The organism is Pseudomonas shahriarae (assembly GCF_014268455.2).
Lineage (GTDB): Bacteria > Pseudomonadota > Gammaproteobacteria > Pseudomonadales > Pseudomonadaceae > Aquipseudomonas > Aquipseudomonas shahriarae.
In genome coordinates, this window is record NZ_CP077085.1 from 4874662 (window position 1) to 4897770 (window position 23109).

The following is a 23109-nucleotide window of genomic DNA, read 5'->3' on the forward strand; positions in this document are numbered from 1 at the left end:
GGGATAGAAGGCGACTGTGGCTCCATGCCGCAGTCGCCTTTTTTATGACCGACGATTTTGTGGGAGCGGGCTTGCCCGCGATGCAGGCACTGCGGTCTGGCTGCAGAACGCGTCGATGCAATCGCGGGCAAGCCCGCTCCCACAAGTACTGCGCTCGTCCTGCTGCATGGTATGGTGCTCGCCCCCTACTGCAGCTGTTCATTCTCGTATGATCGCGATCCCTCGCCCATTGCGTCTGACCTTCTACTCCCTGCTGATTATCGCCGGTGCCGTTTTGGCCGCCGCTCTTGCCATGCGCCAGGCCGAACGCCAGTCCCTGGTGGACGATGCCGGCCGTGCCAATCAGCAACTGGCGCTGTACGCCAACTCCCTGCACACCCTGATTGAACGTTACCGCGCCCTGCCCGCCGTACTGGCCCTGGATTCGGAAATGATCCGCGCCTTGCAAGGCCCGCTGGATCCGGCGACCCAGGACGTGCTCAACCACAAACTGGAACGCATCAACGGTGCCGCGCAGTCGTCGACCCTGGAGCTGATGGACCGCACCGGCCTGGCCGTGGCGGCCAGCAACTGGCGGTTGCCCAGTAGCTATGTCGGCCACAACTATGCGTTTCGCCCGTATTTCAGCCAGACCCGCAGCCAGGGCACCGGGCGCTTTTATGCGGTGGGGGTGACCACCGGGATTCCGGGGTATTTCCTGTCCAGCGCAGTGCTGGATGAGCAGGAGCAGTTTCTCGGCGCCATGGTGGTGAAACTGGAGTTCCCGGAACTGGAGCGCGAATGGGCCCAGGGCGACGACCTGCTATTGGTCAGCGATGCCCGGGGCATTGTGTTTATCGCCAATAAACCCGGATGGCGTTACCGCAACCTGCGCCCGCTGTCGGCCAACGATCTGGCCGAGCTCAAGGCCACGCGCCAATACGATAAAAAACAACTGCAGCCCCTGGACACCCAGACCTTGCAGCGCTTTGACGAAAACAGTCACTTGATGCGCGTCGCCGGGCCCGAAGGCAATGCCAACTACATCTGGGAATCCCTGCCTCTCAAAGCCGAAGGCTGGACCCTGCACCTGCTGCGCAAACCCCAGGTCGCCTTTGAAGACCAACGTAACGCCGGCCTCGCCGCCGCTGGCCTGTGGTTGACCCTGGTGTTCCTGGTGCTGTTCCTCAGCCAGCGCTGGCGCCTCGCCCGCTTGCGCCAGCGCAGCCGCGCAGAGCTTGAGAGCCTGGTGGAGGAACGCACCCGGGCCTTGCGCACCGCCCAGGATGGCCTGGTGCAATCGGCCAAGCTGGCGGCGCTGGGACAGATGTCCGCGGCCCTGGCCCATGAAATCAACCAGCCACTGACTGCCCAGCGCATGCAACTGGCCACCTTGCGCCTGCTGCTCGACCACGGGCGTATCGACGACGCCTACCAGGCCCTGACGCCGTTGGACGACATGCTCACCCGCATGGCCGCCCTCACCGGCCACCTCAAGACCTTCGCCCGCAAAAGCCCCAGTGGCCTGCGCGAACGCCTGGACCTGGCGACCGTGGTCGACCAGTCCCTGCAGTTGCTCGACGCACGCCTGCGGGACGAAGCCATCGGCACCGTGCTCGACCTGACCCGTCCGGCCTGGGTGCGCGGCGATGCCATTCGCCTGGAACAAGTACTGATCAACCTGCTGCGCAATGCCCTGGACGCCATGGCCAACAAGCCACGCAAGCGCCTGGAAATCCGCCTGCATGCCGATCAACAACTGTGGCACCTGAGCGTCAGCGACAGCGGCGGTGGGATTGCCGAGGAACACCTGAACAATGTGTTCGACCCGTTTTTTACCACCAAGCCGGTGGGGGACGGGCTCGGACTTGGGCTGGCGGTGTCGTACGCTATCGTGCATGAACTGGGGGGGCGCCTGATTGCTGCCAACCAGGGAGACGGCGCCGTCTTCACCCTGATCCTGCCCATCGCGCTGGAGGCGCCAGACCTATGCTGAACGCGGTGATCGTGGTCGATGACGAGGCCAGCATCCGCACGGCCGTGGAACAGTGGCTGAGCCTCTCCGGGTTCGAGGTGCAGTTGTTCAGCCGTGCCGAGGACTGCCTGGCCAAGCTGCCCAGGGATTTCCCCGGGGTGATTCTCAGCGACGTGCGCATGCCGGGCCTCAGCGGCCTGGAGCTGCTGGCCGAGGTGCAACGGCGCGATACCGATTTGCCAGTGATCCTGCTGACCGGCCATGGCGACGTGCCGATGGCCGTCGAAGCCATGCGCGACGGCGCCTACGACTTCCTCGAGAAACCCTTCAGCCCCGACGCCCTGCTCGCCAGCCTGCGCCGGGCCCTGGACAAACGCGGACTGATCCTGGAAAACCGCCGCCTGCACCAACAGGCCGATCATCGCGCCCAGTTGGAGTCGACCCTGTTGGGGGTGTCGCGCAGCCTGCAGAACCTGCGGCGCCAGGTGCTGGACTTGGCCGGTTTGCCGGTCAATGTGCTGATCCGCGGCGAGACCGGCAGCGGCAAGGAACTCGTCGCCCGTTGCCTGCATGACTTCGGGCCCCGGGCAAAGAAGCCATTTGTCGCGCTCAACTGTGCGGCGATTCCCGAGCAACTGTTTGAAGCCGAACTGTTCGGCCATGAAAGCGGCGCCTTCACCGGCGCCCAGGGCAAGCGCATCGGCAAGCTGGAGTACGCCAACGGCGGCACGTTGTTTCTCGACGAAATCGAAAGCATGCCCCTGGCCCAGCAGGTGAAGCTGCTGCGGGTGTTGCAGGAACAGAAACTGGAGCGTCTGGGTTCCAACCAGAGCATCAAGGTCGACCTGCGCATCATTGCGGCCACCAAGCCCGACCTGTTGGACGAAGCCCGCGCCGGGCGTTTTCGTGAAGACCTGGCCTACCGCCTGACGGTGGCACAACTGCGCCTGCCACCGTTACGCGAACGCCGCGAAGATATCCCACTGCTGTTCGACCACTTTACCCAGATAGCCGCCGAACGCCTGGGCCGCGAGACCGTGCCCCTCAACGGGCCGCAACTGGGGCAGTTACTGAGCCATGACTGGCCGGGCAACGTGCGCGAACTGGCCAACGTCGCCGAACGCCAGGTGCTGGGCCTGGGCGAGCCGGAGCCGGAGGGTATCGAGGCCGGGCAATCCCTGGCGGCGCAGCAGGAGGCATTCGAGGCCCATTGCCTGAAAGCCGCGCTGACTCGGCATAAGGGCGATATCAAGGCGGTTCTGGCCGAACTGCAACTGCCACGGCGGACCTTCAATGAAAAGATGCAGCGCCATGGGCTGACCCGGGAAATGTTTTTGTCGATGGATTGAGGGCCCCCTGAGGGCCTCATCGCAGGCAAGCCAGCTCCCACACTTGAATGTATTCGCAAATCAGAATGTGGGAGCTGGCTTGCCTGCGATGAGGACAGCCGCCATAAGCGGATTTCCGCTCATCAACAAAAAATCATCAGCGACTTTCCGCTCAAAAAAATCCCCCAACCCTTCTAGATCGGGCCCTCACCTGCTTGGCACAGCTCCTGCTATAGGTCCAACCAGGCTGCGCTGACGCGCGCTCCACAAAAACAATGACATGAAGGATCCTTCAATGGATAACTCCAATACCCTGCCTCTGGGGTCGGCGGCTGCGCCGGCGCAAGCACGCACCACCTCCAGCCGCATCAAGTCGATCTTCAGCGGATCGGTCGGCAATATGGTCGAGTGGTACGACTGGTACGTCTACGCTGCTTTCTCGCTGTACTTCGCCAAGGCCTTCTTCCCTAAAGGCGACACCACCGCCCAACTGCTCAACACCGCCGCGATCTTCGCCGTGGGCTTTTTGATGCGCCCGATTGGCGGCTGGCTGATGGGCCTCTACGCCGACCGCGCAGGCCGTAAAGCCGCATTGATGGCGTCGGTGCTGCTGATGTGCTTCGGCTCGCTGATCATCGCCCTGAGCCCCGGTTATGAAACCATCGGTGTCGGCGCGCCGATCCTGCTGGTGTTCGCCCGCTTGCTGCAAGGCCTGTCGGTCGGTGGCGAATACGGCACCTCGGCCACCTACCTGAGTGAAATGGCGACCAAGGAACGTCGCGGTTTCTTCTCCAGCTTCCAGTACGTGACCCTGATCTCCGGCCAGCTCATCGCGCTGGCGGTGCTGATCGTGCTGCAACAGATCCTCACCACCGAAGAGCTGTATTCCTGGGGCTGGCGTATCCCGTTTGCCATCGGCGCACTGTGCGCAGTCGTAGCCCTGTACCTGCGACGCGGCATGGAAGAAACCGAGTCGTTCACCAAGAAGGAAAAAGCCAAGGAAAGCGCAATGCGCACCTTGATGCGCCACCCCAAGGAACTGATGACCGTGGTCGGCCTGACCATGGGCGGCACCCTGGCCTTCTACACCTACACCACCTACATGCAGAAGTACCTGGTGAACACTGTCGGCATGAGCATTTCCGACTCCACCACCATTTCTGCGGCCACGCTGTTCCTGTTCATGTGCCTGCAACCGATTGTCGGCGGCCTGTCGGACAAGGTCGGTCGCCGGCCGATCCTGATCGCCTTCGGCATCCTCGGCACCCTGTTCACCGTGCCGATCCTCACCACCCTGCACACCGTCCAGACCTGGTGGGGCGCGTTCTTCCTGATCATGGCGGCGCTGATCATCGTCAGCGGCTACACCTCGATCAACGCCGTGGTGAAGGCCGAGCTGTTCCCTACCGAAATCCGTGCACTGGGTGTCGGCCTGCCTTACGCACTGACCGTGTCGATCTTCGGCGGTACCGCTGAATACATCGCCCTGTGGTTCAAGAGCATCGGCATGGAAACCGGCTACTACTGGTACGTCACCGCGTGTATTGCCGTGTCGCTGCTGGTCTACATCACCATGAAAGACACCCGCAAGCATTCGCGGATCACCACGGACTAAGCGTTCGCCAGGTGTAGAAAAGGGCCATGTCATCCAATGACATGGCCCTTTTTTCATCCCGTCAGGACAGCTCTGCCAGCGGCTGACGGCTGTCCCTGCGCTGTACCTACCAGGCACCGGCGATCATCACCAGCAACCAGACGAGCAGGATCATCGACCGGGCGTGCAGACTGGCCGCAGGGCGGTGAAAAACAGGTGGTTGCTGGATGAAAACTCCAGGCGGCACCGCCAATCCGGTGGAAATCCTGCCCTTGGGCCTGCACTATTGCGCTTTTCCCCGCCGCAGGAACCCCCGTCCATGCCTGACGATATCCATTTCTACGAACCCGCCAACGGCCACGGCCTGCCCCATGACCCGTTCAACGCCATCGTCGGCCCACGCCCGATTGGCTGGATTTCGTCCCAGGACCGCGAAGGCCGCCTGAACCTGGCGCCCTACAGTTTTTTCAATGCCTTCAACTACATCCCGCCGATCATTGGTTTTTCCAGCGTCGGGCGTAAAGACAGCCTGAATAACATCGAACAGACCGGCGAATTTGTCTGGAACCTGGCCACGCGCCCGCTGGCCGAGCAGATGAACCAGAGCTGCGCCGCCGTGTCACCAGAGGTCAACGAGTTTGAATTGGCCGGGCTGACGCCAGTGGCCTCCAAAGTGATCGCTGTGCCGCGGGTCGGCGAAAGCCCGGTGTCGTTCGAGTGCAAGGTCACGCAGATCATTCAGCTACAGCGGGCCGACAAGGAACTGGTGCCCAGCTGGCTGGTGCTTGGCGAAGTGGTCGCGGTGCATATCGCCAAATGGTTGCTCAAGGATGGGGTGTACGACACTGCGGCGGCCGAGCCGATTCTGCGGGGCGGCGGCCCGGCGGATTATTTCCAGCTGGGGCCGGAAGCGCTGTTCAAGATGTACCGCCCAGGGGCTACCAAACCCTGATTGGATCGAATGCAATTAAAAATGTGGGAGCGGCTTGTGTGGGAGCGGGCTTGCTCGCGAAAGCGTCGTGTCAGCCAGCCAATTTGGAACTGATCCACCGCTTTCGCGAGCAAGCCCGCTCCCACACAAACCCCGCGCCCACCGTTGGGTCGGTGGTGTTCTTTAGTTTGTTGCGGTTGCCCAGGCCAGTTGGCCCTCTTCGTCGATATCGCTCAAGCGCTCCAGTTGCTGGGCCGCCGCATCGTCGGCGTCGTCGGCAGTCTTGAACAGTTGGCCATCGAGGATCTTGTGAAAGCGCGGTGCGCTCATGCCGTCCAGTGCCTTGACGGCAATGGCGGCGCTATAGCCACCCTGGTCTTCGCGCACTAGGGCGGAAACAGCTTCGTGGTGGGCAAATTCTTTACGTGCCATGTTGCAGGTCCTGGCCAATGGAAAGTCGGCCATTCTAAACCCTAACCGGCCAGTTGCAGGTACTCGCCATAAGCCTTGTCGGCGCAGGCGTCAGTGAAGGTCTGGAAGTCCATGCTGCGCACGACCCTGTCGTTCAACAACTCGGTAAACAGCACCAGCGCCGGCGAGCTGAAGTAGGCACTCATGGCCTGTTCGCTGCTCCAGAAACCTGAAACCAACCAGACATCGGGGTCAACCTGGGAATGCTGCAACGAGAATTGCAGGCAACCCTGAGCCTGACGGCCCGGTTCGATCAAACTGCTCAAGCGTGCACCCAGTTCGGTGCTGCACCCGCTGCGGGCGCGGATGAAGGCCAGATGGCTCGCGGGAATGGGGGTGGACATGTTCGACTCTCCCGTTGAGAAGTGATGCTCGGCAAGCACTGTGAGGGCGTGTTGCCACACAATCAAAGATACGGGCGCAGGCCCCTGCGCGGTTAGTCGATTCCTGCCGGCTTATTGCACAATCCTGCCAGAAGCGTAGACACCCGGTTCGGCCCCAGGCTTTATTGCAGGGACAAGCGCCTTGTTTCAGGCAGATGACAGGCCGGGGGGCTTGCCTGATTCCAGACGCGCCGCAGGATCAGGCAAGGATTGTGCAGAATCGACATAACACGGCTTGCAGCGCCACCGCTAAGCTGTGCCCATCAAAGAAGCATGCAGAGGACGCTCCATGTCGTCGCCCGAACAGCAGTCCATTCCCCTCGATGCCGAGATGGAAAAACAGCGCGCCGAACTGGCCAGCATTGTGCACCGGCACACCTGGGAGGACGGTTCCTACGGCACCGCGATCACTTCGCTCTACCTGAACCGCCACAATACGCCGCGCGACTTCATGCCGGTGCTGGTTGAACCTGCCCTGTGCATCCTCGCCAACGGCAGCAAGGAAGTGCGCCTGGCCGACGAAATCTTTGCCTACGACCCCCTCAACTACCTGGTGTTCTCGGTCGCGATGCCGGTGGCCGGGCGAGTCATCGACGCCACGGTCGAAGACCCCAACCTGTCGGTGCGCATCAATATCGACCCGGCGCAACTGACCGCCCTGATTGCCGAAGCCGGCCCGATGGGGGTGCCCACGCGCCCGACCGCGCGCGGTATGTATGTCGACCGGATCGACACCCAGTTGCTCGACGCCGTATTGCGCCTGGCACGCCTGCTGGATACGCCCAAAGATATCGCGATGTTGGCGCCGTTGATCAATCGCGAAATCCTCTACCGCTTGCTGCGTGGGCCACAGGGCTATCGCCTGTACGAAATTGCCGTGGCCAATAGCCAGAGCCATCGGGTCAGCCGCGCAATCACCTGGCTGAACGGCAACTACGAACAACCGCTACGCATTGATGACCTGGCCAAGGAAGTGAATCTCAGCGTGTCGACCCTGCACCACCGCTTCAAGGCCATCACGGCCATGAGTCCGTTGCAGTACCAGAAGCAACTGCGCTTGCAGGAAGCGCGGCGCCTGATGATCGCCGAAGGCCTGGAAGCCTCGGCGGCGGGGTATCGGGTGGGGTATGAGAGCCCGTCGCAGTTCAGCCGGGAATACAGCCGATTGTTTGGGGCGCCGCCGCTTAGAGATTTGGCCAGGTTGCGCCAGAGCCTCTGACCTACTGCGGACCGCTGTGGGAGCTGGCTTGCCTGCGATGGCGGTGGGTCAGATGTACCGCTGTCGCAGGCAAGCCCGCCCCCACATAGGCTCGGCAGCGCGGCTTAGTCCGGGGTGCGGGGCAGTTGCAAGGTCACCCGCAGGCCACCTTCGCGCAAATTCTGCAAACTCACTTCGCCGCCATGGCTATGGGCGATATTGCGTGCAATCCCCAGCCCCAGGCCATAGCCCTGCTGCTGCCCGGCCAGGCGAAAGTGCGGTTCGAAGACCTGCTCCAGACGCTGCTCCGGCACACCGGGCCCCTCGTCATCCACATGCAGGATGAACTGCGCACCATCGTCCTCGATACGCAGATGGGCGTTCTGCCCGTACTTCAAGGCGTTGTCGATCAGGTTGCCAATGCAGCGCTTGAGCGCCAGCGGCTTGCCCGGATAGGCCGTCAACGCCCGGCCGTGCTGGGTCACCCGGCCATTGCCGTTGGGCGCCAGATACGGCTCCACCAGGCAGTCGAGCACATGGTTGAGGTCCACTGGCTCGATGTTCTCGTGGATGTCAGTGTCCTTGACGCACTGCAACGCGCCCTTGACCAGCAGTTCCAGCTCATCCAGGTCACGGCCGAACTTGGCTTGCAGCTTTTCGTCTTCCAGCAGTTCCACCCGCAGCCGCAGGCGTGTGATTGGTGTGCGCAAGTCGTGGGAAATTGCGCTGAACAACTGGCTGCGTTCGGTCAGGTAGCGGCTGATCCGCTCGCGCATGGCATTGAACGCGCGGCCTACCTCCACCACTTCGCTGCCGCCGCCTTCGGCCACCGGCTCCACGTCGGCGCCCAGGGACAGGTCCCGCGCCGCCCGCGCCAGGCGCTTGAGCGGCCGGCTTTGCCAGTGCACCAGCAAGCCGATAAACAGCAACAGAAAGCCGCTGGTCAGCACGATAAACCACACTTGCTGGGACGGCAGACCCTGTTCTTCGAGGCTGGTGTAGGGCTCGGGCAGCAACGAGGCGATATACAGCCATTCGCCGGCGCCCAACTCGATCTGCGTCACCAGTACCGGCGGGTTGACCGGCTCCAGGGTCAGCGCGTAATGCGCCCAGGAACGTGGCAGCTCATCGAGTTTCAGGCCGGCATTGAAGATGCGCAGGTCTTCTGCACTGACAAACTCCACCGAAAAATGCACGTCACCGCCCAGGGTCTGGCGCAGCACTTCGTCCACCGCGCCGAGCACCGCCTGTTTGCGCGGGGTTTGCGGCAAGATCTGCATATCCAGCGGTTTGTCGTTGAGCGTCACCACAAAGCGCGTGCCGCCCATGCTGCGCAACTGGTCGAGCACCAGCGGGCGATAAGCCACCGGCAGGGAACGGAAATAACTGACGCTGGCGGTCATCGAATGGGCCAGGCTGCGGGCGCTGGTGACCAGGCCCTCAAGCTGGGTGGCGCGCAGCTGCGAGACCCAGATCACGCTGGATAAAGCCTGGGCAAACAGCACCGCCAACAGGGTCAGCAGCAGCATGCGCCCCAACAAGGAACGCGGGACCGGAATGCGCCGGCGCTCAGTGGGCATTGCTGGCAACCACACTGGCCGCCAGTTGGTAACCGCTGCCGCGCACGGTGCGGATCAGCCGTGGCGGCTTCTCGGTGTCGCGCAGGCGTTGTCGCAGGCGGCTGACGGCCATGTCGACAATGCGGTCCAGGGGCATCAGGTCACGGCCACGGGTGGCATTGCCAATGGTGTCGCGATCAAGGATTTGCTGCGGGTGATCGAGGAACAGTTTGAGCAGGGCAAAGTCGGCACCGGAGAGGATGACTTCCTCGCCATCAACGTGAAACAAGCGATGGCTGATCATGTCCAGCCGCCACTCATCAAACACCAGCACATCGCCACCGCTGCGCTCCTGGCCAAACTGGCAGCGGCGCAACAGGGCCTTGATGCGTGCCTGCAGCTCACGGGGGCTGAAGGGTTTACCGATGTAATCGTCGGCGCCCAGCTCCAGGCCGATGACCCGGTCGGCCTCGTCGGAACTGGCGGTGAGCATGATGATCGGCACCTGGGCCTGGCGCGGGTGCTGACGTACCCAGCGGCAGAGGCTGAAGCCGTCTTCGTCGGGCAGCATGACGTCGAGGATCACCAGGTCGCACGGGGCTTCGTCCATGGCTTGGCGAAACCCTGCGCCATTGGGCACGCCCCGCACCTGGAAGCCGGCGCGACTGAGGTAGGTTTGCAGCAACTCGCGGATTTCCTCGTCGTCATCGACGAGAAGAATGGATTTACTGATTACGCTCACGGGGGCCTCCTTGTTGTTATGGGGTGCTCTCTAGGGCCTCTTCGCGGGCAAGCCCACTCCCACATTTTGATTTGTGAACACAATCAAATGTGGGAGTGGGCTTGCCCGCGATGGGGCCATCACTGCCTACGCAAATGCCTGCTCCAACGCCACACCCGCCCCGGTCAACCCGGAATACGGCGCCGTCACCAACCACACCGGGATCCCTTTGAAGTAGTCGCTCATGCAACCTTTGTCCGCAAAGCTCTTGGCAAAGCCACTGTTGATAAAGAACTCGGCAAACCGCGGGATCACCCCGCCCACGATATACACCCCACCCCGGGCGCCGGTGGTCAGCACGTTATTGCCGGCCACGCGGCCCAGCCAGATGCTGAACTGGTCGAGGACCTCCATCGCCACCGGATCGCCAGCCAACCCTGCCGCAGTAATCGCCTCCGGGGTTTCCAATACCGCCGGATGGCCGTCCACCGCGCAGATCGCCCGGTACAGGCGTGGCAGACCGCTACCGCTCAGGGCGGTCTCGGCGCTGACATGCCCGATCTCGTTGTAGATGTGTTGCCACAACTGGGTTTCCCGTGGGCTGCTCAGGGGCAGGTCGACATGCCCGCCCTCACCCGGCAACGCGGCCCAGCGGCCGGCGCCCAGGTCCAGCAAGGTGCCCACGCCCAGCCCTGTGCCTGGGCCGATCACCACGGCCGGGCGCCACGGCTCCGGGGTGCCGGCGCAGACCACGCGGTACTCATCGGGTTGCAGGCGGGTCATGCCCAGGGCCATGGCCGAGAAGTCATTGACCAGCAGCAGCTCGTCCACTTGCAGGGCCTTGCAGAACGCGGTCTTGCTCAGGCGCCAATGGTTGTTGGTGAACTTGAACTCATCACCACTTACCGGCCCGGCCACCGACAGGCACACCGCGCCGATGGAACCCGGCGCCAGGCCTTCCTCGGCGAGGTAGACCTTGATCGCCTCTTCAGGGCTGGCGTGATCCGCCGTGGCCAGCACCCGGATCGAATGCAGTGCCTGGTCCCGCCATAACGCAAACCGGGCGTTGGTACCGCCGATGTCACCAACCAGCGCAAGTTTCACTTAAGTGTCTCCAGGGCAGAGGTAAAGGCGCTGGCGCCCTGCTCTGCGGAGCTTGCGGCCAGGCGCATAAATGCAAACAGCTCGCGACCGGCCCCCACGTTATTGCCCAACAGGCCCGTGGCAGGCGCGCGCGCTGCAAATTCTTCGGCGTCCACCTTAAGCTCGAGGGTGCCTTTGACGCCATCGACGCGAATGATATCGCCATCCTTGACCCGCGCCAGCGCCCCACCGCACTGGGCTTCGGGGCTGACGTGAATCGCGGCGGGAATCTTACCCGAGGCGCCGGACATGCGCCCGTCTGTCACCAATGCGACTTTGAAACCACGGTCCTGCAACACGCCAAGGAACGGCGTCATCTTGTGCAATTCCGGCATGCCATTGGAGCGCGGGCCCTGGAAGCGCATCACCGCGACAAAATCCTTCTCCAACTGGCCGGCCTTGAACGCGTCCGCCAGGTCCTGCTGGTCCTGGAACACCACGGCCGGCGCTTCGACGATTTGATGCTCGAGGGCCACGGCCGAGACTTTCATCACCCCACGGCCGAGGTTGCCTTCCATCACTCGCAAGCCACCCTCCGGGGAGAAGGCACGGGCCACCGGGCGCAGGATGCTTTCGTCGAGGCTTTCGATCGGGCCTTCACGCCAGACCAGTTCGCCATCCACCAGGAATGGCTCCTGGGTGTAGCGGCTCAGGCCATGGCCGGCCACGGTGTTGACGTCTTCGTGGAGCAGGCCGGCTTCCAGCAACTCGCGGATCAGGAACGACATGCCGCCCGCCGCCTGGAAGTGGTTGATATCAGCTTTACCGTTCGGGTAGACGTGGGACAGGGTCGGCACCACTTCCGAGAGGTCGGCCATGTCCTGCCAGGTGAGGATGATGCCCGCGGCCATGGCGATGGCCGGCATATGCAGGGTGTGGTTGGTCGAGCCGCCGGTGGCGTTGAGAGCGACGATGGAGTTGACCAGGGATTTTTCGTCGACGATCTCGCCGATCGGTGTGAAGTTGCCATTGGCCTTGGTCAGGCGCGTGACCTGGTGCGCAGCCTCGCGGGTCAGTGCATCGCGCAGCGGTGTGTACGGGTTGACGAACGAAGCGCCGGGTAAGTGCAGGCCCATCACTTCCATCAGCAACTGGTTGGTGTTGGCGGTGCCGTAGAAGGTGCAGGTGCCGGGGCTGTGGTAGGACTTCATCTCCGATTCCAGCAGCTCTTCGCGGCTGGCCTTGCCTTCGGCATAGCGCTGGCGCACATCGGCCTTCTGTTTGTTGGAGATCCCCGAGGGCATCGGCCCGCCGGGCACGAAGATCATCGGCAGATGGCCATAACGCAGGGCACCCATCATCAGGCCCGGGACGATCTTGTCGCAGATCCCCAGCATCAGCGCGGCGTCGAACATGTTGTGGGACAGCGCTACCGCCGTGGACATGGCAATCACTTCGCGGCTGAGCAGGCTCAGCTCCATGCCCGGCTCGCCCTGGGTCACACCGTCGCACATGGCCGGGGTGCCGCCGGCGAACTGGCCGACCGAGCCGACTTCGCGCAGGGCTTTTTTGATCTGTTCCGGGAAATGTTCGTACGGCTGGTGCGCCGAGAGCATGTCGTTATATGACGAAACAATTGCCACGTTGGCGGCATTCATCATCCGCAGGCTGTTTTTATCTTCAGTGCCGCACCCGGCCACGCCGTGGGCAAAGTTGGCGCATTGCAGCTTGCCGCGCATCGGCCCGTCGCTGGCCGCGCCGCGAATCAGCGCAAGGTACGCCTCACGGGTTGCCCGGCTGCGGGCGATAAGGCGTTCGGTGACCTCAAGTACGCGGGGATGCATGTGTAGAACTCCAGGCTAACGGATGTGGCGACCTGAGTGTCTATGCTGATCAAACGCCCACCGCTCATGGGATGGCAGGGAGTCGTTTGGATCATCGGACCAGTTGATTCAGGTCACTCGTTGTAGATTGAACAAAATATTGCCACTAAAAAGGCTTGTTTTCTATTTTTATGCGAATAATCTTGTAATTCTTACAACAAATCGACGACAGGCGCTTTCAAATGACTCTTCGGATTGCAATCAATGGTTTTGGCCGTATTGGCCGCAACGTCCTGCGTGCACTTTATACCCAAGGTTACCGCCAGGATTTGCAGATCGTCGCCATCAATGATCTGGGCGACAGTTCGATCAATGCCCACCTGCTCAAATACGACACCGTCCATGGCACTTTCGATGCAGAGGTTGCTCACGATCAGGAAAGCCTGACCGTCAATGGCGACCGGATCGCCGTGAGTGCCATTCGCAACCCCGCCGATCTGCCGTGGGCTGCGCACAAGATCGACGTGGTGTTCGAATGCACCGGTCTGTTCACCGACCGTGACAAGGCTGCTGCCCATATTAGCGCCGGCGCGCGCAAGGTCATCATCTCGGCCCCGGCCAAGGGCGCGGATGCCACCGTGGTCTACGGGGTCAACCATGACATCTTGCGTCAATCCCACCAGATCATCTCCAACGCCTCCTGCACCACCAACTGCCTGGCGCCGGTGGCCCAGGTGCTGCACCGCGAATTGGGTATCGAAAGCGGCCTGATGACCACCATCCACGCTTACACCAACGACCAGAACCTGACCGACGTCTACCACACCGACCCGTACCGCGCCCGCTCGGCCACGCAGAACATGATCCCGAGCAAGACCGGTGCAGCCGAAGCGGTGGGCCTGGTCCTGCCGGAACTGGCGGGCAAGCTGACGGGCATGGCGGTGCGCGTGCCGGTGATCAACGTGTCGCTGGTGGACCTGACCGTGCAACTGAAAAAAGAAGCCACGGCCGATGAGGTCAACGCGCTGCTCAAAGAAGCCAGCCAACACTCGAAAATCCTCGGCTACAACACCCTGCCGCTGGTTTCCAGTGACTTCAACCATAACCCGCTGTCGTCGATCTTCGACGCCAACCACACCAAGTCCAGCGGCAAGCTGCTCAAGGTACTGGCGTGGTACGACAACGAATGGGGCTTCTCCAACCGTATGCTGGATAACTGCCTGGCGCTGTGTAACGCCGAGTAACCCCCCCCTGTGGGAGCGGGCTTGCTCGCGAATGCGGTGGGTCAGTAATAAATGTATTGACTGACCCACCGCATTCGCGAGCAAGCCCGCTCCCACATTTGTCTTGCGTGGGTTCAGAGAAATAGCCACTTGCCATTTGCGTTGATGATAAGCATTATCATTAACTGCCAATTGGTCCGGTATCACTGTGAGCCTATCTCGCTTCAATCAAGTCTTCCTCACCCAACGGGTGGTGCTACTGCGCACCTTGCAGCGGATGGTGAATAACCACAGCACCGCCGAGGACCTGTTGCAGGAAACCTACCTGCGCGTCACCCGGGCGCTCAGCGAGCGACCGATTGATCACCTCGAACCTTTCGTGTTCCAGACCGCACGCAACCTGGCCCTCGACCATCTGCGCGCGCGTCGGATCCAGTCCCGCACCTTGCAGGAAGATGTCCCATTGGATGTCCTGCAAAGCGTCGCCTCCCCGGTCACGACGCCCGAAGATGCCGCCCACGCCGAGCAATTGCTGGAGCACCTGAGTGTCAGCCTCGGACAGTTGAGCGCCCGCCAGCAGCAGATTTTTATCCTCAGCCGCCTGCACGGCTGCAGCTATCAGGAGATTGCCGACCAGTTGCAGGTGTCCTTGAGCACCGTGCAAAAGGAACTGAAATTGATCATGGCCATCTGCATAGGTGTGGCCGAACGACTCGATCACCCTTAAGCTTTGTCGGGACAAGCCGACAGAAATGTCGCAAAAATACGCAAGACACTGAATAAAACGTGGCGAAGACCCGAGGAACACCGTGACGGACCCGAACAAACTGCGCCCCCATGAGCTGGCTCATGAGGTGTTGCAACATGCGGCCATGGACCAAGCCCTCGACTGGCTGATCGCTTTGCAATGCCCGCAGCCAGGCCAGCAGGCCGAGTTCCAGGCCTGGCTCACCGCCGACCCGAGTCACGCCCAAGCCTTTGCCAAAGCCCAGGCCGCCTGGGGCGGTGCGCCGGTACACAGCGCCGCCGTGGCCCTCAATGCACCGCGCAAGCCCAGCGCCTGGCGGCGCATCAAGCCGCACTGGAAGCCCTTGGCCACGGCGGCGGTGTTGCTGCTCGGGCTGTTCAGCTTCAGCAACCTGCCGGTGCGCCTGCAGGCCGACCATTTGACCGTGGTCGGCGAGCGCCAGCGCCTGCAGCTGGATGACGGCTCCAAGGTGCTGCTCAATACCAATTCGGCGTTTTCCAGCACCATCGACGAACATCAGCGCATCGCCCGCCTGTACCAGGGCGAGGCGTTTTTCGAAGTCGCGGCCAACCGTGGCCTGCCCCTGCAAATCGACGCCGGCCCAGTGCGCGCCAGTGTCAGCGATACGGCATTCGCTGTGCGTTATCTCAACGGTGAGGCCCAGGTTCAGGTGCAACGCGGAGACGTTGACCTGAGTACCCCCTTCGGCAACAACCGGGTGCGCCTGAGTGCCGGCGAAAGCATCCGCGTCGGCCCCGAGGGCTTCGGCCAACCCTCCAAACTCGATGCGACCAAGGAGCTGGCGTGGGTCCAGGGCCGACTGGTCTTTGAAAACTGCCCGATGAGTGAAGTGCTGGCAGAGCTGCGGCGCTATTACCCGGGCTGGATCGTCAACACCAACGAGCAACTGGCCAGCGTCGCGGTGACCGGTAATTACCGCCTGGACCAGCCCCTGGACGTGGTGCGCTCCCTGGCGCATATCACCTCGGCCAGGCTATCGGAGTTCCCCGCGCTAGTCATTCTCAATTGAGAATAATTATTTTTACTCGATAACCTCTGCTGGTACGTCTCGTTTTAGCCAATGCAACTGATTCCTATTTGATTCAGGCTCGCAACTATAAGACTCGTACCTCGGAGCGCTCTCGATGTCCTCTCGTTTCAACCGCCGGTCCTCTTCGCCCACGCTTTGCCTGCTGGCCGCCGCGATCCTGTTGGCAGGCAGCCCGGTCCTGACGGCCGCTGCCGCCGAACCCGCTGCGCGCAGCCACGCCAATTACACCTTCAGCATCGAGCAGCAATCCCTGGTGTCGGCGCTCAACGCCTTTACCGCCGTCACCGGCTGGCAGATCGGCCTGCCCGCCGAACTGGGCCAAGGGGTTTCCTCCCCCGGCGCACGGGGCTCACTGACACCGGAAAAAGCCCTGGATCGGCTGTTGGTGGGGACCAACCTGAACTACCGCAAACTGGGTAACAACAACATCGTCCTGGAAAAGCGCACGCCGGGCAGTGCTATCACCCTGCAGCAAATGACCATCAGCGCCACCCGCCAGGAACAAGCGGTAGACAGCGTGCCCAGCACCGTCACCGTGCATGAGCGCGAGGAGCTGGACCGCCAGAACGTCAACACCATCCGCGAACTGGTGCGCTACGAACCGGGCGTCTCGGTCGGTGGCGCGGGCACCCGCTCCGGTAACACCGGCTACAACATTCGCGGGATCGACGGCGACCGCATCCTCACCCAGGTCGACGGTGTAGAGGTGCCGGACAACTTCTTCAACGGCCCGTACGCCAAGACCCGGCGCAACTATGTCGACCCGGAAATCGTCAAGCGCGTGGAAATCATCCGTGGCCCGGCCTCGGCCCTGTACGGCAGCAGCGCCATCGGCGGCGCCGTCAGCTACTTCACCCTCGATCCGGATGACATCATCAAGCCCGGCCAGGATGTGGGCGCGCGCCTGAAGACCGGCTACAGCTCGGCGGACGAAAGCTGGCTGACCTCCGGCACCGTCGCCGGCCGGGTGCAGGACTTCGACGGTTTGCTGCACCTGAGTCAGCGCAACGGCCACGAGATGGAGTCTCATAACGGCAACAACGCCACCGGCCTGGCCCGCACCGGCGCCAACCCGGAAGACGTGCGCACCACCAACGTGCTGGCCAAGCTGGGCTGGAACTACGGCGAAGACAACCGCCTGGGCCTGACCTACGAGAAGTACAAGGACGACCGCGACATCAACCAGAAAAGTGCGGTGGGCGGGATCTTCCTCGAGGGCCAGGGCACGAATATGTACCGTGACCGCCGCGGTAACGACACCATCACCCGCGAACGCTTTGGCCTGGAGAACAAGTTTTCACTCGACTCGCCGATTGCCGATCACATCAAGACCAGCCTCAACTACCAGATCGCCAAGACCGACCAGGCCACCAGCGAAATCTATCAGGCCGGCCGCCGCGTGCTGCGTACCCGCGACACCCTCTACGAAGAAAAGCAGTGGGTATTCGACGCGCAGTTGGACAAGGCCTTCGTCATCGGCGATACCGATCACCTGCTGACCTACGGCACCACGATCAAGCAGCAGAAAGTCACCGGTTCGCGCGAAGGTGCGGCGACCTGCCTGGCTGTAGGCGCGGGCTGCACTGCCATCGGCGCACCGAGCCCAACCCCTGCCGACAGCGTGAAAAAAGCCAGCGATTTCCCCGATCCGACCATCAACAGCTACGCGCTGTTTGCCCAGGATCAGATCAGCTGGAATGACTGGACCTTCCTGCCCAGCCTGCGCTACGACTACACCCAGCTCAAACCCAAGCTGACCGAAGCGTTCCTCAATACCACCGACCCGGACCGCAAGTACCCCCACGACGACTCGAACAAAACCTGGCATCGCTTCTCGCCAAAACTGGGCGTGACCTACGCACTGACCGAGCAGTACACCTGGTTTGGCCAGTACGCCGAAGGTTTCCGCACGCCATCAGCCAAAGCGCTGTATGGCCGTTTTGAAAACCTGGGCGAAGGCTATGTCGTCGAGCCCAACTCGAACCTCAAGCCGGAAACCAGCAAGAGCTACGAAACCGGAATCCGTGGCAACTTCGACTCAGGCAATTTCGACGTCGCGGTGTTCTATAACAAGTACCGTGACTTTATTGACGAGGACAACGCCGCGCTGAGCCCAACCGGTACCATCTTCCAGCCCGGCAATATCAAGCGCGCCACCATCAAGGGCATGGAGGTCAAAGGGCGCCTGAACCTGGACGCCTTCGGCGCACCGCAAGGCCTGTACAGCAAAGGCGCGATTGCCTACGCCCACGGCCGCAACGATGAAACCGGCCAGCCGCTGAACAGCGTCAACCCGCTCAAGGGTGTATTCGGCCTGGGCTACGACCAGGACACCTACGGTGCGCTGGTCAGTTGGACCCTGGTCAAGAAACAGAACCGGGTGGACAGCGCCACGTTCTTTACCCCGACCGGCATCAAGGCCAACGGCCCGTTCAAGACCCCGGGCTTTGGCATCGTCGACCTGACCGGCTTCTACAAAGTCACCGACGAGCTGACCGTCAACGGCGGCCTGTACAACCTGACCGACAAGAAATACTGGAACTGGGATGACGTGCGCAGCTACGACGGCGTGGGCGAAGCCGGCGTGACCTCGCCGGCCAGCCTGGACCGCCTGACCCAGCCAGGGCGTAACTTTGCGATCAACCTGATCTGGGACATCTGACCCACGCAACCCCGCCTCGCCGGCTTTATCGCCGGCCGGGGTGAGGATTTTTTACTGTGACGCGTCTTCTTGTTCGTCTAGTAATAACAGCCTGGCAACAAGGCGCTTTTCCTTCTCAAGGACATCCAATGACCGCTTCCACCACCACAGAACGCGCAAGCCTGCGCTCCCAGCGCCTGAACCAGATCACCCACGAGCCACACACCAAGCTCGACGCCCTGGTCAAGGCTCACGCCCCGTTTGAAACCCAGGCCAACTTCGCCCGTTTCGTGGTCGCGCAGTACCTGTTCCAGTCGGAACTGGTGGCGCTGTACAACGATCCCGAGCTGATCAAGCTGGTACCCGACCTGGCCGAGCGCTGCCGCGCCGACGCCGCCAAGCTGGACCTGGCCGACCTGGACACCGAAGTGCCTGCCCCCGTGGCCGGTGCCGTGCAGAACCCGAGCAAGGCCGAGGCCCTGGGCTGGCTGTTCGTCTCCGAAGGCTCCAAGCTGGGCGCGGCATTCCTGATCAAACGTGCCGTTGGCCTGGGCCTGAGCGAAACCTTCGGGGCCCGCCACCTCGGCGAGCCGGCCGGTGGCCGTGCCGAAGGTTGGAAGCGCTTCACCCGCACCCTCGATAGCCTGGAACTGAGCGCCGAAGAAGAAGCGGCGGCGGAAAAAGGTGCAGTGGATGCCTTTGTACGCTTCACCGTGTTGCTGGAACAGGCGTACGCTAGCGCCCCAGAACTGGCCTGACCCGCTGCTGGCATGCCATGAATGTGGGAGCTGGCTTGTGTGGGAGCTGGCTTGCCTGCGATAGCATCGCCTCGGTCCAACTCATACACCGAAGCGTCCGCATCGCAGGCAAGCCAGCCCCCACATGTTGATCGCGCTCCATTTGCAGATTTTTCGAAACCCAGACAAATCGTACCTATGACAGCCCCCGCCCCCTCCTCCTCCAAGCTCGCCCGAATCCTGTTCGGCCTGCTGGCCTATGTCAGCCTGGGGATCGGCTTGATCGCAATTGTCATACCGGGCCTGCCCACCACCGAATTCATCCTGCTGGCCGCCTGGGCTGCCACCAAGAGCTCGCCGCGCCTGAGCGCGTGGCTGGAAAACCACCGGCTGTTCGGGCCGATCCTGTTCAACTGGCGCAACGGCAAGATCATCGCGCGCCGGGCCAAGGTCAGCGCCACCATGAGCATGCTGCTGTGTGCCGGCCTGATGCTGGTGATGCTCGATCACGGGTGGCCGATCTACCTGGCGATCGCCGGCATGTGCCTGGGCAACCTGTGGATCTGGTCACGCCCCGAGCGCCTGGCGCGACCCCCCGCCTGAGCGCCCTACCGCTCATCGCCTATTCCTCATGAATTACCCGTCGGTGCCGATGTTCCGGGCATAGCGCCGAATGGACTTGGCCGTTGCCCTGCTTGCACACCAACAAGTCCAATCGCGAGTAAGCCCATGTTCGACACCCTCTCCATCCGCTTGAAAATCGTGCTGCTCTCCGGCCTCTGCCTGTTGGGGGTGATTGCGCTGATCGTCAGCCTGAACATCTACCAGACCAACCAGAACGACCAACTGGTCAGCGCCTCAAGTTCGCAGATGCTCACCACCAGCGTGGAAAACCTGCTCCAAGCCAAGGCCGCCGAGCAGGCGGTGCAAGTACAGAAAGCCTTCGGCGAGAGCCTGTTGGTGGTCACCGCCCTCGCCGATCAGGTCAAGGACTTGCGCAACATGGCCGCCAAGCGTTCGCTGGAAGCAGGGGCCATGCGCGAGGAGCTCAATCAGCAGATCAAGACCGCCTTCGAGCGCAACACCAAGGTGCTGGGGATCTGGTTGTCGTTTGAACCCAACGGCCTGGATGGCAAGGACAGCGAATTTATCGACGACAAGCTACGCGCCTCCAACGAATCCGGGCGTTTCTCCAGCTATTGGAGCCGGGCCGGCGGTGAAGGCTTGAACACGATCATGGTGGAAGCGGACCTGACCAAGACCACCCTCAATCTCAGCGGCACGCCCTACAACATCTGGTACACCTGCCCACGGGATACCCGCAGCGTTTGCCTGTTGGACCCGTACGCCGACGAAGTGGCCGGCAAGTCGATGCTGATGACCACCATCTCCCTGCCGCTGCTGGCCGACGGCAAGGTGATTGGGGTGATCGGCATCGACATTGCCTTGGACGCCCTGCAAGCGGCGGCCAATACCGCGCAAAAAGAGCTGTTCGACGGCGCCGGAATCATGGAAATCCTCTCCAGCAGTGGCCTGATCGCTGGCTACAGTGGCGAGCCGGACAAGGTCGGCAAGAGCATCGTCGATATGCTTGGTGGCGAAGGCAAAGAGATCGTGCAACTGCTGGCCAGTGAAACGCGCAAGGTCCGCGAGCAAAACGACACGATCCACGCGGTATATCCGCTCAAGCCGATTGCCGGTGCCAAGCCCTGGGGCGTGTTGATTTCGCTGCCCAAGGACGTGCTGCTGGCCGATTCGGTCAAGTTGCAAGGCGTGCTCGACGACGCCCAGGCCCGCGGCACACTCCAGGCGTTGCTGGTGGGCGCCGTGGCTGGCCTGCTGGGCCTGCTGCTGATATGGCTGACCGCGACGGGTGTGACTCGCCCGATCAACAGCGTGGCGGCGATGCTCAAGGATATTGCCAGCGGCGACGGCGACCTGACCCAGCGCCTGACTTATACGAAAAAAGACGAACTGGGAGAACTGGTCAGTTGGTTCAATCGCTTCCTCGACAAGCTGCAGCCGACCATCGCCCAGATCAAGCAGAGCATCACTGAAGCCCGTGGCACCGCGGATCAGTCCTCGGAAATCGCGCGCCAGACCAGCGAAGGCATGCAGGTGCAATTTCGCGAGATCGACCAGGTGGCCACCGCCTCCAACGAGATGAGCGCCACCGCCCATGAGGTGGCCAACAGCGCCTCAAATGCGGCCAGTGCAGCACGCGGCGCCGATCAATCGGCCCGTGAAGGCATGGCGATTATCGAGCGCAGTACCCGCGATATCACCACCCTCGCCGAAGAAGTCAGCAAGGCGGTGACCGAGGTCGAAGCCCTGGCGGTCAACAGTGAGCAGATCGGCTCGGTGCTGGAGGTGATCCGCAGCATTGCCGAGCAGACCAACCTGCTGGCGCTCAACGCGGCGATTGAAGCGGCACGCGCCGGGGAAAGCGGACGGGGTTTTGCGGTAGTGGCAGACGAAGTGCGCAACCTGGCGCGACGCACCCAGGACTCAGTGGAAGAAATCCGCCTGGTCATCGAACGTATCCAGAGCGCGACCCGTGGGGTAGTGACCACCATGCATTCGAGCCAGAGCCAGGCGCAGAACAACGCCGGGCAGATCCAGCAGGCGGTCCAGGCCCTGGGCAAGATCAGCGATGCGGTGACGGTGATCAGCGACATGAACCTGCAAATCGCCAGCGCTGCCGAAGAACAGAGCGCCGTGGCCGAAGAGGTCAACCGCAACGTTTCGGCGATCCGTACCGTGACCGAGACCTTGACCGGTCAGGCCACTGAATCGGCGGCGATCAGCAGCCAGTTGAATGCATTGGCCAACCAGCAGATGAAACTGATGGATCAGTTCCGGGTGTAGACCCAGGTCCGGAAAACGATGAAATACCCCATGTGGGAGCGGGCTTGCTCGCGATAGCGGTGGACCCGTCAATAAATCCGGCGACTGACACTGCGCTATCGCGGGCAAGCCCGCTCCCACATACAGCACCAGCAGATTTGCAGTGAGTCAAACACCGGTCCAGGCGCTGACAAACGCCGTGATGTCTTCTTTCGCCGCCGTCCGCGGCGGGTTTTGCGCAGTGCCCAAATAAAGGAAGCCAATCACTTCCTCACCCGCACTCAGCCCCAACCCCTTGGCCACATGCGCCGAATACGACAAATCCCCGGTCCGCCACACCGCACCAATGCCCTGGGCATACGCCGCCAGCAAAATACCGTGGGCCGCACAGGCCGCCGCCAGCAATTGCTCGGACTTGGGCACCTTGAAGTGCTCCTGCAGACGGGCAATCACCACCACCACCAACGGCGCACGCAACGGGCCATTCTGCGCCTTGTCGATCACCGCTTGCGGGGCCTCGGGGTCTTGCAGGCGGGCCGCTTCGGCCAGCAGGGTGCCCATTTGCTCGCGGGCTGCGCCTTCCACGGTGAGGAAGCGCCACGGCCGCAGTTGGCCGTGGTCCGGCGCACGCATGGCTGCCGCGAACAGCACTTCGCGCTGCTCGGCAGTAGGGGCCGGTTCCAGCAGGCGCGGTACGGAAACACGGTTGAGCAAAGCGTCGAGAGCCTGCATTGGCCACCTCCAAAAAAAATGTGCGGTCATTCTAGCGGGAATGCATCAGATTGGAGCAAACGATAATTGCTCTTATTCAATCCGC

At 62.2% G+C, this 23109-nt stretch carries 19 protein-coding genes; 12 read left to right on the forward strand and 7 right to left on the reverse strand.

Annotated features, from left to right (window positions below; all coding sequences use genetic code 11):
• Positions 1-208: 208 nt before the first annotated feature.
• From HU773_RS21750 to HU773_RS21765, 4 genes are all read left to right on the forward strand, one after another.
• The gene (locus HU773_RS21750) at positions 209-1975 is read left to right on the forward strand and encodes a sensor histidine kinase (RefSeq protein WP_057958664.1); all 1767 of its coding nucleotides are present in this window, start codon (positions 209-211) and stop codon (positions 1973-1975) included.
• Complete coding sequence (locus tag HU773_RS21755; RefSeq protein WP_057958663.1) at positions 1969-3303, forward strand: sigma-54-dependent transcriptional regulator; 1335 nt, start codon at positions 1969-1971, stop codon at positions 3301-3303. The genes HU773_RS21750 and HU773_RS21755 overlap by 7 nt, the downstream gene beginning before the upstream one ends.
• 274 nt (positions 3304-3577) lie before the next feature.
• Positions 3578-4897, forward strand: coding sequence for an MFS transporter (locus tag HU773_RS21760; protein WP_186625484.1), 1320 nt, complete (start codon positions 3578-3580; stop codon positions 4895-4897).
• Positions 4898-5195: 298 nt separating this feature from the next.
• On the forward strand, positions 5196-5828 hold the full coding sequence (locus tag HU773_RS21765; RefSeq protein WP_120734035.1) for a flavin reductase family protein: 633 nt from the start codon (positions 5196-5198) through the stop codon (positions 5826-5828).
• Between the two features lie 162 nt (positions 5829-5990).
• Here HU773_RS21765 and HU773_RS21770 read toward each other — a convergent pair whose 3' ends face one another.
• Positions 5991-6272 (reverse strand): hypothetical protein, encoded by a 282-nt coding sequence (locus tag HU773_RS21770; protein WP_057439394.1) that lies wholly within the window; start codon positions 6270-6272, stop codon positions 5991-5993.
• Positions 6273-6280: 8 nt separating this feature from the next.
• The gene (locus tag HU773_RS21775) at positions 6281-6622 is read right to left on the reverse strand and encodes an antibiotic biosynthesis monooxygenase family protein (RefSeq protein WP_057958661.1); all 342 of its coding nucleotides are present in this window, start codon (positions 6620-6622) and stop codon (positions 6281-6283) included.
• A 328-nt stretch (positions 6623-6950) separates the two neighbouring features.
• Here HU773_RS21775 and HU773_RS21780 point away from each other — a divergent pair, with 328 nt between their 5' ends.
• Positions 6951-7880: an AraC family transcriptional regulator gene (locus HU773_RS21780; RefSeq protein WP_057439392.1), complete on the forward strand. Its 930-nt coding sequence runs from the start codon at positions 6951-6953 to the stop codon at positions 7878-7880.
• Positions 7881-7984: 104 nt separating this feature from the next.
• Here HU773_RS21780 and HU773_RS21785 read toward each other — a convergent pair whose 3' ends face one another.
• The 4 genes from HU773_RS21785 to edd form a co-directional block, all read right to left on the reverse strand.
• Positions 7985-9439 (reverse strand): ATP-binding protein, encoded by a 1455-nt coding sequence (locus tag HU773_RS21785; RefSeq protein ID WP_169959677.1) that lies wholly within the window; start codon positions 9437-9439, stop codon positions 7985-7987.
• The gene (locus HU773_RS21790) at positions 9429-10160 is read right to left on the reverse strand and encodes a response regulator (protein WP_057439391.1); all 732 of its coding nucleotides are present in this window, start codon (positions 10158-10160) and stop codon (positions 9429-9431) included. Before HU773_RS21790 ends, HU773_RS21785 begins: the two co-directional genes overlap by 11 nt.
• A 126-nt stretch (positions 10161-10286) precedes the next feature.
• Positions 10287-11243, reverse strand: a complete 957-nt coding sequence (locus HU773_RS21795) for a glucokinase (RefSeq protein WP_057439390.1) — start codon at positions 11241-11243, stop codon at positions 10287-10289.
• The gene (gene edd, locus HU773_RS21800; RefSeq protein ID WP_057439389.1) at positions 11240-13066 is read right to left on the reverse strand and encodes a phosphogluconate dehydratase; all 1827 of its coding nucleotides are present in this window, start codon (positions 13064-13066) and stop codon (positions 11240-11242) included. Before edd ends, HU773_RS21795 begins: the two co-directional genes overlap by 4 nt.
• 221 nt (positions 13067-13287) lie before the next feature.
• Between edd and gap the strand changes: the two genes are divergently transcribed.
• The 7 genes from gap (at position 13288) to HU773_RS21835 (ending at position 22313) form a co-directional block, all read left to right on the forward strand.
• Positions 13288-14289, forward strand: a complete 1002-nt coding sequence (gene gap, locus HU773_RS21805; RefSeq protein WP_029295415.1) for a type I glyceraldehyde-3-phosphate dehydrogenase — start codon at positions 13288-13290, stop codon at positions 14287-14289.
• A 187-nt stretch (positions 14290-14476) separates the two neighbouring features.
• Entirely contained in the window at positions 14477-14995 is a 519-nt protein-coding gene (locus tag HU773_RS21810) for an RNA polymerase sigma factor (RefSeq protein WP_057439388.1), read from the forward strand.
• An 82-nt stretch (positions 14996-15077) separates the two neighbouring features.
• Positions 15078-16046 (forward strand): FecR family protein, encoded by a 969-nt coding sequence (locus HU773_RS21815; RefSeq protein WP_057958658.1) that lies wholly within the window; start codon positions 15078-15080, stop codon positions 16044-16046.
• Between the two features lie 115 nt (positions 16047-16161).
• Positions 16162-18729 carry a TonB-dependent receptor gene (locus tag HU773_RS21820; RefSeq protein WP_186625486.1) on the forward strand — a complete coding sequence of 856 codons (2568 nt, stop codon included), beginning with the start codon at positions 16162-16164 and terminating at the stop codon, positions 18727-18729.
• A 128-nt stretch (positions 18730-18857) separates the two neighbouring features.
• Complete coding sequence (locus HU773_RS21825) at positions 18858-19466, forward strand: biliverdin-producing heme oxygenase (RefSeq protein WP_057958656.1); 609 nt, start codon at positions 18858-18860, stop codon at positions 19464-19466.
• Positions 19467-19643: 177 nt separating this feature from the next.
• The gene (locus HU773_RS21830) at positions 19644-20048 is read left to right on the forward strand and encodes a YbaN family protein (protein WP_057958655.1); all 405 of its coding nucleotides are present in this window, start codon (positions 19644-19646) and stop codon (positions 20046-20048) included.
• Between the two features lie 126 nt (positions 20049-20174).
• Positions 20175-22313, forward strand: coding sequence for a methyl-accepting chemotaxis protein (locus HU773_RS21835; protein ID WP_128593247.1), 2139 nt, complete (start codon positions 20175-20177; stop codon positions 22311-22313).
• 147 nt (positions 22314-22460) lie between these two features.
• Here HU773_RS21835 and HU773_RS21840 read toward each other — a convergent pair whose 3' ends face one another.
• Positions 22461-23024, reverse strand: coding sequence for a nitroreductase family protein (locus tag HU773_RS21840; protein ID WP_057958653.1), 564 nt, complete (start codon positions 23022-23024; stop codon positions 22461-22463).
• Positions 23025-23109: the final 85 nt, after the last annotated feature.